Source organism: Halomonas sp. MMH1-48, assembly GCF_022348105.1.
GTDB classification, from domain to species: Bacteria; Pseudomonadota; Gammaproteobacteria; order Pseudomonadales; family Halomonadaceae; genus Vreelandella; species Vreelandella piezotolerans.
The window spans coordinates 157,765-167,726 of the sequence record NZ_JAKRFL010000007.1; the positions used below are offsets into that span (position 1 = coordinate 157,765).

Genomic DNA, 9,962 nt, shown 5'->3' on the forward strand with positions numbered 1-9,962 from the left:
GTTGAATAACACCTTTATCGATCGCTTACAGTTACACGCTTTAAGCCACGCTCATACCGGAGGACACTATGTCAGCCAAGACTCTCGCGCTAATCGAAGAACATGATGTTAAGTGGGTAGATCTGCGTTTCACCGACACGCGCGGTAAAGAGCAGCACGTCACCGTACCGGCACGCGACGTGAACGAAGAGTTTTTTGAAAACGGCCAGATGTTCGATGGTTCTTCCATCAACGGCTGGAAGGGCATCAACGAGTCTGACATGATCCTGCGTCCGGAAGACGGTACCGCCTTCCTCGACCCCTTCACCGAAGATGCCACACTGATTCTGCGTTGCGACATCATCGAGCCGGCCACTATGCAGGGCTACGATCGCGACCCGCGCTCCATCGCCAAGCGCGCCGAAGCCTACCTGCAGTCGACTGGCCTGGGTGACACTGCCTTCTTCGGTCCGGAGCCGGAATTCTTCATCTTCGATGAGGTGCACTGGAAAGCCGACATTCAAGGCGCCATGTACAAAATCACCTCTGACGAAGGCGCATGGGCGACCAGCAACCAGGTAGAAGGCGGCAACTTGGGCCACCGTCCGCGCGTGAAAGGCGGCTACTTCCCGGTACCCCCGGTCGACAGCTTCCACGATATCCGTGGTGCGATGTGTAACACCCTGGAAGCGATCGGTCAGACCGTCGAAGTTCACCACCACGAAGTGGCGAACGCCGGTCAGAACGAAATCGGCGTGAAGTTCAACACGCTGGTGAAGAAAGCCGACGAAGTTCAGGAAATGAAGTACGTGATCCACAACGTGGCGCACGCTTATGGCAAGACCGCGACCTTCATGCCGAAGCCGCTGGTGGGCGACAACGGCTCGGGCATGCACGTCCACCAGTCGTTCTGGAAAGATGGCCAGAACCAGTTCGCTGGCGACGAGTACGCGGGCCTGTCCGAAATGGCGCTGTACTACATTGGCGGTATCATCAAGCACGCTCGCGCGCTGAACGCCTTCACCAACGCCTCTACCAACTCGTACAAGCGTCTGGTGCCGGGTTTCGAAGCGCCGGTCATGCTGGCCTACAGCGCCCGTAACCGTTCTGCGTCCATCCGTATTCCGTACACCGCTAGCCCGAAAGGCAAGCGTGTCGAGACGCGCTTCCCCGACCCGACCGCCAACCCCTACCTGGCGTTCGCGGCGATGCTGATGGCGGGTATCGACGGTATCAAGAACAAGATCCATCCTGGCGATGCCATGGACAAGAACCTGTACGACCTGCCGCCCGAGGAAGGCAAGTCCGTCCCGACCGTGGCCAACAGCCTGGATCAAGCCCTGGAAGCGCTCGACGCTGACCGTGCGTTCTTGACCGAAGGCGGCGTGTTCACCGACGACATGATCGATGCCTACATCGAACTGAAGATGGAAGACGTCGAGCGTATTCGCATGACGACTCACCCGATCGAGTTCGACATGTACTACAGCTGCTAAGATCACCCTTGAGGTGTCGTTAGCCTGAAAACCCCGCCTCGGCGGGGTTTTTTCGTTGAGGCGAGGAAAGGAAAAGAAAAGGGAGGAAGACGTCATGATCCGTCGCTGGCACGTGCGCTATGCAAGAGGATTATCCACAGGTGCTGCGCTGCTATTGGGGCTGTGGGTAAGCGCGGCGCTGGGGCAAACGGTGTATCGCGTGGTGGACGCCCAGGGCAAGGTGACGTTTACCGACAACCCAGAACGTGGCGGTGAAGCCGTCACGTTGGCACCGCTGCCCAGCGTGACGACGGTGCGCTCTGCCCCACCTGACAGCCGAACCCCGGGCCGCACTCAGAGCCATCCCGGGCAACCGTTTATGCCTTATGACCGCTTTACCATCGTCAACCCGGCAAACAGCAGCGCCGTTCGGGGCGGCATGACGCCCGTGGAAGTGCAGGTGGTGCCGCCACTGCGGGACGACCACCAAATTCAACTGAGGGTGAATGGCGAACTGAGCCAATCCGCCCTGCATAGCGACGCCTTCTGGCTGGCGGGGTTACCTGTGGGAGCGCACCATATTCATGCGGAGTTGTTGGATAGCCAGGGCCGTGTGCAGCACCGCACCGATCCGGTGACTATTTTTATCACTGACTAATCGAGTGCACTATAATGGTGCAATGAGGCGGTGGGCTAGGCGGCTCATTGCGCTATTAAGGCTCGTCATCTCCCCGCTATCTGCCCACAAGCCGTGCATGCCGTCGCTTGCGCCGAATTGGCGCGCTTTTTGCAGATCCTCTCGCATACCTCTTTTGATGGATCAGTGCCATGTGTATTGATCGAAGCGACGTTTCAGGACACGCCATGTATCAGCGCTTGCTCGAACACCTCACCACAGCAGTCCTGTTGCTCGACGGTGAACTCCGCGTTCGCTGGATGAACCCGGCGGCGGAAGCGCTGCTGGCCGTGAGCTTTAGCCGCGTGCAGGGGATCAGCCTCGATACGCTGTTGGGCGGAGACGAGAGCATCGACGACGTACTGGCCAAAGCACGCGATGCGTTTCATCCCTATACACAGCGTGAAGCGCGTATCACGTCGCTCAATAGCGAGCCGCTGACCGTCGATTATACCGTGACACCGCTGTCGGCCGACGAGCTGCTGTTGGAAGTCGAGCCGCGGGATCGGTTGATGCAAATCTCCCGAGAGGAGGCCCTTACCACCCGCCAAGAAACCATCAAAGTGCTGGCGCGGGGGTTGGCCCACGAGGTGAAAAATCCGCTAGGGGGCATTCGCGGTGCCGCGCAGCTGTTAGAGCGAGATTTGGATGACCCGGCCCTGCGCGAGTTTACCCATATCATCGTGGAAGAGGTTGACCGCTTGCGTGACTTGGTCGACTCCATGCTAGGGCCGAACCGTATCGTCAAGCATGAGCCGGTCAACATTCATAAAGTGTTGGAGCGCGTAAGGGCGCTGCTGATCGCCGAGCATCCTCAGGTGGTCGTCAGCCGCGACTATGACCCGAGCCTACCGGACCTGTCCGGTGATGAGGCGCAGATGATCCAAGCAGTGCTCAACGTGGCCCGCAACGCGGTGCAAGCCATGAGCGATGCAGGTACGCCCGCGCCCGAACTGACACTGCGTACCCGTGCGCGCCGCCAATTCACTTTGGGAGCCGAGCGGCACCGCCTGGTGAGCGAAGTCGGCATCATCGATAACGGTCCTGGCATCCCCGAGTCGCTACGCGACACCCTTTTTTACCCGATGGTCTCCGGCCGCGCAGAAGGGAGCGGTCTGGGGCTATCGATTGCCCAGTCAATACTGCACCAACATCAAGGATTGATCGAATGCGACTCTCGTCCCGGACACACCGAATTTCGTTTACTGATTCCATTGGTCATTAATTGCACCGGAGAAGCGTCATGACTGAGGCGACACGTACCGATGTTGCACGAGTGGTTATTGTCGATGATGACCGCGCTATCCGCTGGGTATTGGAGCGCGCTCTGGCGCAACCCGATCTGGAGGTCGAGTGTATCGAGCGTGCCGATACGGCGCTCGCACGCTTGCTGGAGAGCCCGCCGGATGTGCTGGTCACCGATATCCGTATGCCGGGCATCGACGGGTTGGATTTAATGGCACGGGTGCGTGATGCCCATCCGGATTTGCCTGTGATCGTCATGACCGCGCACTCCGATCTCGACAGCGCTGTCGCCTCCTATCAAGGCGGGGCATTCGAGTACTTGCCCAAGCCGTTCGATGTGGATGAAGCGCTCGCGCTGGTGCGCCGGGCCGTGGCCCATGCGCGTGAACGGCAGCGGCCGGTGAGTGTGCCGGAAGGTCTTAGCGCCGAGATCATCGGTGAAGCGCCGGCTATGCAAGAGGTCTTCCGGGCGATTGGACGGCTCTCCCATTCGCATATCACGGTACTGATCAACGGTGAGTCGGGTACGGGCAAGGAGCGCGTGGCCCAGGCGCTGCATCAGCATAGTCCGCGCTCGGGAAAGCCGTTCATTGCCTTGAATATGGCGGCGATTCCGCGCGATTTGATCGAATCAGAACTGTTCGGCCACGAGAAAGGCGCGTTTACTGGTGCTGCGCAGCAGCGCCAGGGGCGTTTCGAGCAGGCCAATGGCGGCACGCTGTTTCTCGATGAGATCGGCGACATGCCCGCAGAAACGCAAACCCGCCTACTGCGCGTGCTGGCCGATGGCGAGTTTTATCGGGTGGGCGGGCATACGCCGGTGAACGTCGATGTACGGATCATCGCGGCAACGCACCAGAACCTTGAATCACTCGTCGACGATGGGCGCTTTCGTGAAGACTTGTTTCACCGCCTGAACGTGATTCGTGTCCATCTTCCGCGTTTGGCCGAGCGGCGCGAGGATATCCCACGCCTCACCCGGCACTTTTTGGCCGAAGCCGCCAAGGAGTTGTCCACCGACATTAAAGTATTGACCCCCGAAGCAGAAGCGCATCTGACCCGCCTGCCGTGGCCCGGTAACGTCCGTCAGCTCGAGAACATTTGCCGATGGCTAACGGTGATGGCTTCCGGTCGGGAGATTCTGGTCGAAGATTTGCCTCCGGAGCTACGCACCGTCGGCACGTCAGAGAGCAGCGTCCATGGCGACTGGCGCTCGGCGTTCCGTGATTGGGCCGATCATGCGCTGGCCGAAGGGCATACCCATTTGCTAGAAGAGGCCGTTCCTGACTTCGAGCGCATTTTGATCGAGACGGCGCTCAAGCACACCGGCGGGCGTAAAGGCGAAGCCGCCGAGCTGCTGGGCTGGGGGCGCAACACCTTGACACGCAAGCTTAAAACGCTGCTGCCTGCGTTGGCGGATGACGCCTAATTCGTGGGCTCGTGGGTAAGGGCTGGAGGTAGAACAAAGACGGCATCGGCAAGCGCGGGGTCTGGGAGGCGGCACTCTGCCTGATCCCACGGCAGTAGGCTGAGGGTGTGTCGAATCCCCATCCCTTCGAGCTGGTGCTCTACGCCGTGGCCATAGGTGACGTGACCAAGGCCCATTAAGCCAACGGCTAACGCACCCTCTTTGACGGCGCCTGCAAGCCCGTGGGCCATGGCGGTATCCCAGGTGAGCTGCGCTTGGGTGAAGCGGGCTAGCATGGCAGGGTCCCCTTGCCCCATGCCATGCTGCTCGAATACCTCGGTCAAACGCTGCTGATAGGCTGAACTGGCGGGTAGTGGGGTAGGAATCCCGTAGCGCTGGTCAGCGGGGACACGATCAAAGCCTTCTTGAACGAGCCGTTGGCGCAATTCTGGCGTGATGTTGAGAGCCACCAGCGGAATCGCTTGCAGTCGCGCGAAGTGAAGAATGGGCAAGTAGAGCTCGGCATCGAATCCCCACGCGTCATCCCAGCGGCTGTCGGCCAGCAGCTCTGTCTCGGTCAGCTCGCCCGCTACCCAGCGGTCTAACACCGGCTGAGCGCTTCTTGGCAGCATCTCCAAGCCAACCACCATATCTTCGCGGAGAGCATGTAGCCCTGCGAGCGTGTGCAGCTGCCAGCGGTGATGATCCTCGACGTCGTGCTGTTCGCCCAGTAGTACGACCTGCTGTCGAGCGGCCTGGGCAAGCAACGTTGGTGCGCCCACGGCACCGTCTGCTTGCCACCACTGCCCTGGTGACGGGCAATCGCCATAGGCGTGTCCCGTGGCAAGTGCCATCGTCAGCAGAATCCATGGCCACGTGGGGCGCATTGTGTTAGCCCTTCTGAGCTTTGAGCCGGTTGATCTCGGCCAAAAGTGCTTCTGCTTCTTCGGTCAGCGTGGCGTTGGCTCGCATATCACCGTTGCGGGACGCCTCCATCGCCGCTTGAAGCTTACGCTCATAGGCTTGCTGAAGCTTTTTTTGAGGGTCGCGATTAAATAGACCGAACATGATCACTCTCCTTTTTTGTGTACACTATTTGTATAGCCATGAGGTGACAATGTCGACTCTTAATCGTTCTTATTTTATGTAGCGCCGCGCTCACTCGTCGCGCATAGCGTTAAAAAACGACGAAAATCAACCAAGATCGTCTCCAAACTGTTATGCAGACGATGATCGTCGTCGATCATCCTGAGTGACAATCGCTGTGCCTGGGCGCGTTCAATAACGGGGCCAGGAGGTACCACATCATCCTGCCAACCGTGAATGATATGCGTGTGCCGCGCTTGAATGGTGGGGGATGTTTGGGGGTATTTGGGTAAGCCAAGCGCAGGGGCAAGCAAAAAACAGCCCAGGACTGGTGTCCGAGCACTGACGGCGGCGCTTAACCAGCCACCAAGGCTAGACCCTGCCATGACGCAACGTGAGGGATCATCGCCGCGCTTCTGAAGTGCCTGCTGTAGATGAGCCAGCCGCTGGGCTGGCTCGTCCATGCCCCGGTAATCCATGACGACTGGCTCACAGTCATCTAGCTGTTCGGCAATGCCCTTGAGCGCTTGCATCTTTAGTGCGCCCGGGCCACTTTCCAAGCCATGTGAAAGGTAGACAGTCATCATCATGGTCAATCCGCCGACCGCTGAATGGCTTCACCGCCTTGTTCGATATCTTGCCCCATTCCGCGAACGGTATTGCAGCCACTCAGCACCAACAGCGTTGCCAGCAGCAAAATGCCCAGTGCGACGGTACGTTTCATCGGCCTTTCCTCGTGCCTAAGTATGCCCATGCGAGCGTGAGAGTGTGATAAGTAACATAAGCGTTGTTGTCATCGACCGCTACCGTGAAACGAGGGATTTTGTCACGATGAGCCAACGTCTGATGTGCCAAAGGATGGGGGCGGCTCGTGCGAATTTGTCGCATGTGTCAGTTCGATACATAAAGATTCGCCCTAGTGGGCGCTTCTCTGCTTGACTTGGTAGTGAGTATTTTTTCTAAATTATTGTTTTATTTGTTTTTATTTTTGTTTTTTCGAACGATGGCCTAGAGTCTGCAATACATTGAGTGTTATGAAGAGTATGACGTCAGCACCACCCTTTAACAGCGTGAGCAGGCTGACAAGCAATCAAGGAGGGCAGGACGCCCAATCAGCACCAGGGAAGTGAAAGGACACTCAGCCTGCTCACTCTTATCAACACAGGATGTGTTGGTCATCGACGCCAGGGAGTGGCAGCGGTGCAAAACAGCCATCTCGCTTCGGCGGGATGGTTTTTTTGCGTCAATTTTTAACGAGTAACTCTCTGATTTGTCTATTTTTTAATATTTACAGCGTTATTTGAACAGCACTTGTACAGATGAAGAAGGGGTTTTGGTCTATCCTTTCGGTTAAACCAAAATTCAGCGGTTAGAAGACGTCAACGTAGCAACCGCGTACTTTCAGGGACAAGCGCTATGGCGATGGTACTGATGTTGGGCATGTTCGTCCTGTTTCTGGGATTTTCCGGGGTCGGCGTATACATGATGTTCAAGACATCCTTGATGGCGGCGACCGAAGAACGTGACGATATTCCGCCCGATAGGTAGTACCGCCACGTTGACCGTTCGCATCACAAAGCCGCGCGCTCCATCGCTATTTCATGAGCGATAGAGCGCGCGGCTTTTTTTGTGCGTAGCCCCAGAGCGGTGATGGCGTCTTGTCGTAGTACCGGCCGAGGCTAGCCCATCCAGTAAAGGCTCAACAGTGCAAAGCCATAGCCCATGACACCGCCGACCAGAACGTCACTGACGTAGTGCAGCCCAAGTCCTACGCGAGAAATGGCAATCAGCAGGCTGAGTGGTAAAACGATGGGCAGTAACCAGGGCGTATGGGCAGCCACCAAGACGCTAAACATGACGGCATGCATGGTGTGGCCGCTAGGAAAACTGTAGCGGTCTCGGGCAGGCTCACCGCAGTGCACGCCGCCCAAATACGTAATGAAAGGACGTTCGCGGCACAGTTTCGTTTTGACCAGTTTGTAGACTGTAATGGCTATGAGCGCGATCAGCGTGTACTGCAAAATGCGCCCCCATCCATCGGGTTGTAGCCAGGGCTGCGCTGTAATCAGTAGCACCCAAACGGGCCAGTCGCCCAGTTTACTGGCCGCTTGCAGGGTCAGCCGCCAGGGGCGATAGATCGAGAGGTGAGTGACTCGTTGGCAAAACCGCCACTCCCATAGATCAAGACGATCGAATACGACAAGCGGACGAGCTCGCATGATTAGCCTCCTGGGCCTCGTTGAGGTAGCGCAGAAATTGCTCCGCGATGCCCGACCAGCTCTGTTCTAGGGCGCGTAAACGGGCAATCCTTCCTAGTCGTGCGTATTCGGCGGGATGCTGGCAAAGCGCGACGGCCGCCTGTTGAAACGCCACGGCATCGTTGGGTTCGACCGTGATACCGTTGTGCCCGCTCTGGATCAGTTCGGCGCTGGCGGCATGACGGTATGCCACCACCGCTAACCCGCTGGCCATGGCTTCGGTGACCACATTTCCCCAGGTTTCCGACAGTGATGGAAACACGAACATATCCGCACTGGCATAGTGCCGAGCCAATGCCTGCTTATCGATGAAGCCTGTGAAATACGCGTCAGGTAGTGCTTTTTCTAACTGTGATCTCCCTGGACCATCGCCGACCACCACAAGCGCCATGTCGGGGCGCACATCGCGCATGGCTTGCAGTGTTTCCTGAAGTAAGGTGAGATTTTTTTCTGGTGCAATGCGCCCTACGTAGAGGGCCACTGGCTGGTGTTCACTAACGCCCCACTGCAGCCGGAGTGCGTCATCACGAGAGGCGGGCGAGAAGTGTTCGCCATCGATACCCCGAGACAGCACCTGCACGTCGCGGATGCCCTGCTGGCGCAGTAACGTTGCCTGCTGCTGGGTGGGGACTAGCGTCAGCGCGCAGCCGTTATGAAAGTAACGCAAATAGCGGCGTGTGGCGGACGACAGCCAAGAAACCCCGTAATCGTGGCAATAGTGGTCGAAATTGGTGTGCCATCCCGCGACTAACGGAAGCTGGAGCCGCAAGGCGGCCTGCCGTGCTGCCCAGCCAAGCGGGCCTTGGGTGGCCAGGTAGACCACGTCGGGTCGATGCTGTTGCCAAAAGCGACGCACCGTGGCGTGGCGAGCAAAGCCCACCTGCACGTCACGGTAGCCGGGAATCGAACAGCGATTCACCTGTAGCTCGTGCCCGGCGTCTTGGGCAGCGCCAGCGGTTTTAGGCGTCGGTCGAATCACATCCACTGTGACCCCCAGGCGCTGTAATTCACGGCACAACCGGCTGAGCGTGTGGGCAACGCCGTTGATTTCTGGTGACCATGTTTCGCTAACGATACAGAGCCGCATGTGCGATTCATCCCTTTATCACGTTTGCGAACATAGTGCGCAGCCACAATGACATTGACGAGTCAGGTAGGTGAACAAGCGATGACAGCGCGGCTGGGCGCAGCGTGTTCGACGTTTTAATTATAGGTCTCACTATAAGTTGAAACGTTTATTTTGGATAACAGATAAATGTTAATTTTTGAGGACATTTTTATTTAAGTTTTTATTGATGAAATAGACATAAATAAAATAAAACTTTAAGAAGAATGACATATACCTTCTCTAAGGTAGCCGATGACGAAGCAGTCAATGCTTCGGTCGTGACTTTACAATGTATAGTCTTAATGACTTGAATGGCGAATTAACGCTTTACTCTGGCTCAATAAGTGCTGATAACAAGCACGGGCGAATCTAAAGGGATCCATCATGTTTAAGAAAACGACACTTGCTCTGGCCGTTAGCGGTTTACTGGGTGCCTCTGCTGCCCAAGCGGCGATGGTGTATGATCAAGACGGCACTACGCTGGATATCTATGGCCGTATTGCCATGGGGTTCGAAGGTGGCGGCGCAGAAGAAAACAACGTTGATAATAGTGAAGAGTTTCGCAACTTTGGCTCTCGTTTACGTATTACTGCTGGCCATCCCCCACTGTCAAGCTAGTTGGAGTGTCAGCGGCTGTTAGACTCTGAACGATGTGGGGCGTGACGAGGTTCCGATGAAGTACTCCGACGAGCGCCGGGAAGCCATCCTCAAGAAGCTGCTCCCGCCG

The 9,962-nt window shown here is 57.2% G+C and carries 11 protein-coding genes and 1 pseudogene; 6 read left to right on the forward strand and 6 right to left on the reverse strand.

Going from position 1 to position 9,962, the window contains the following annotated elements; all coding sequences use genetic code 11:
* Positions 1-68 precede the first annotated feature (68 nt).
* The 4 genes from glnA (at position 69) to ntrC (ending at position 4,804) form a co-directional block, all read left to right on the forward strand.
* Positions 69-1,475 carry a glutamate--ammonia ligase gene (gene glnA / locus MHM37_RS09065; protein ID WP_139527893.1) on the forward strand — a complete coding sequence of 469 codons (1,407 nt, stop codon included), beginning with the start codon at positions 69-71 and terminating at the stop codon, positions 1,473-1,475.
* A 94-nt stretch (positions 1,476-1,569) separates the two neighbouring features.
* Positions 1,570-2,112 (forward strand): DUF4124 domain-containing protein, encoded by a 543-nt coding sequence (locus MHM37_RS09070; RefSeq protein WP_139527894.1) that lies wholly within the window; start codon positions 1,570-1,572, stop codon positions 2,110-2,112.
* A 206-nt stretch (positions 2,113-2,318) separates the two neighbouring features.
* A complete protein-coding gene (gene glnL / locus MHM37_RS09075) occupies positions 2,319-3,377 on the forward strand; it encodes a nitrogen regulation protein NR(II) (protein ID WP_239296412.1) in 1,059 nt (352 codons plus the stop codon).
* Positions 3,374-4,804 (forward strand): nitrogen regulation protein NR(I), encoded by a 1,431-nt coding sequence (ntrC, locus tag MHM37_RS09080; RefSeq protein ID WP_139527895.1) that lies wholly within the window; start codon positions 3,374-3,376, stop codon positions 4,802-4,804. Before glnL ends, ntrC begins: the two co-directional genes overlap by 4 nt.
* Here the strand turns inward: ntrC and MHM37_RS09085 are convergent.
* From MHM37_RS09085 to MHM37_RS09100, 4 genes are all read right to left on the reverse strand, one after another.
* A complete protein-coding gene (locus MHM37_RS09085) occupies positions 4,801-5,670 on the reverse strand; it encodes a ChaN family lipoprotein (protein ID WP_239296359.1) in 870 nt (289 codons plus the stop codon). The genes ntrC and MHM37_RS09085 overlap by 4 nt on opposite strands.
* Positions 5,671-5,674: 4 nt before the next feature.
* Positions 5,675-5,851, reverse strand: a complete 177-nt coding sequence (locus tag MHM37_RS09090) for a DUF6435 family protein (RefSeq protein ID WP_139527896.1) — start codon at positions 5,849-5,851, stop codon at positions 5,675-5,677.
* 74 nt (positions 5,852-5,925) lie between these two features.
* Positions 5,926-6,456: a YqiA/YcfP family alpha/beta fold hydrolase gene (locus MHM37_RS09095; RefSeq protein WP_239296411.1), complete on the reverse strand. Its 531-nt coding sequence runs from the start codon at positions 6,454-6,456 to the stop codon at positions 5,926-5,928.
* Between the two features lie 5 nt (positions 6,457-6,461).
* Complete coding sequence (locus MHM37_RS09100) at positions 6,462-6,593, reverse strand: entericidin A/B family lipoprotein (protein ID WP_239296357.1); 132 nt, start codon at positions 6,591-6,593, stop codon at positions 6,462-6,464.
* Between the two features lie 692 nt (positions 6,594-7,285).
* Between MHM37_RS09100 and MHM37_RS17090 the strand changes: the two genes are divergently transcribed.
* The gene (locus MHM37_RS17090) at positions 7,286-7,417 is read left to right on the forward strand and encodes a hypothetical protein (RefSeq protein ID WP_255303963.1); all 132 of its coding nucleotides are present in this window, start codon (positions 7,286-7,288) and stop codon (positions 7,415-7,417) included.
* Between the two features lie 131 nt (positions 7,418-7,548).
* Here the strand turns inward: MHM37_RS17090 and MHM37_RS09105 are convergent, their stop codons facing one another.
* The gene (locus MHM37_RS09105) at positions 7,549-8,088 is read right to left on the reverse strand and encodes a phosphatase PAP2 family protein (protein WP_239296355.1); all 540 of its coding nucleotides are present in this window, start codon (positions 8,086-8,088) and stop codon (positions 7,549-7,551) included.
* Positions 8,051-9,214 carry a glycosyltransferase family 1 protein gene (locus MHM37_RS09110; RefSeq protein ID WP_219862419.1) on the reverse strand — a complete coding sequence of 388 codons (1,164 nt, stop codon included), beginning with the start codon at positions 9,212-9,214 and terminating at the stop codon, positions 8,051-8,053. Before MHM37_RS09110 ends, MHM37_RS09105 begins: the two co-directional genes overlap by 38 nt.
* Before the next feature lie 405 nt (positions 9,215-9,619).
* On the opposite strand from MHM37_RS09110, the pseudogene MHM37_RS17095 reads away from it, so the two are divergent.
* A pseudogene (locus tag MHM37_RS17095) lies at positions 9,620-9,850 on the forward strand (porin); the annotation flags it as partial.
* Positions 9,851-9,962 lie beyond the last annotated feature (112 nt).

Bases quoted from the DNA above. Each gene is read 5' to 3' on its own strand.
- glnA (WP_139527893.1), top strand. From the start codon at position 69: ATGTCAGCCAAGACTCTCGCGCTAATCGAAGAACATGATGTTAAGTGG.
- MHM37_RS09070 (WP_139527894.1), top strand. From the start codon at position 1,570: ATGATCCGTCGCTGGCACGTGCGCTATGCAAGAGGATTATCCACAGGT.
- glnL (WP_239296412.1), top strand. From the start codon at position 2,319: ATGTATCAGCGCTTGCTCGAACACCTCACCACAGCAGTCCTGTTGCTC.
- ntrC (WP_139527895.1), top strand. From the start codon at position 3,374: ATGACTGAGGCGACACGTACCGATGTTGCACGAGTGGTTATTGTCGAT.
- MHM37_RS09085 (WP_239296359.1), bottom strand. From the start codon at position 5,670: ATGCGCCCCACGTGGCCATGGATTCTGCTGACGATGGCACTTGCCACG.
- MHM37_RS09090 (WP_139527896.1), bottom strand. From the start codon at position 5,851: ATGTTCGGTCTATTTAATCGCGACCCTCAAAAAAAGCTTCAGCAAGCC.
- MHM37_RS09095 (WP_239296411.1), bottom strand. From the start codon at position 6,456: ATGATGACTGTCTACCTTTCACATGGCTTGGAAAGTGGCCCGGGCGCA.
- MHM37_RS09100 (WP_239296357.1), bottom strand. From the start codon at position 6,593: ATGAAACGTACCGTCGCACTGGGCATTTTGCTGCTGGCAACGCTGTTG.
- MHM37_RS17090 (WP_255303963.1), top strand. From the start codon at position 7,286: ATGGCGATGGTACTGATGTTGGGCATGTTCGTCCTGTTTCTGGGATTT.
- MHM37_RS09105 (WP_239296355.1), bottom strand. From the start codon at position 8,088: ATGCGAGCTCGTCCGCTTGTCGTATTCGATCGTCTTGATCTATGGGAG.
- MHM37_RS09110 (WP_219862419.1), bottom strand. From the start codon at position 9,214: ATGCGGCTCTGTATCGTTAGCGAAACATGGTCACCAGAAATCAACGGC.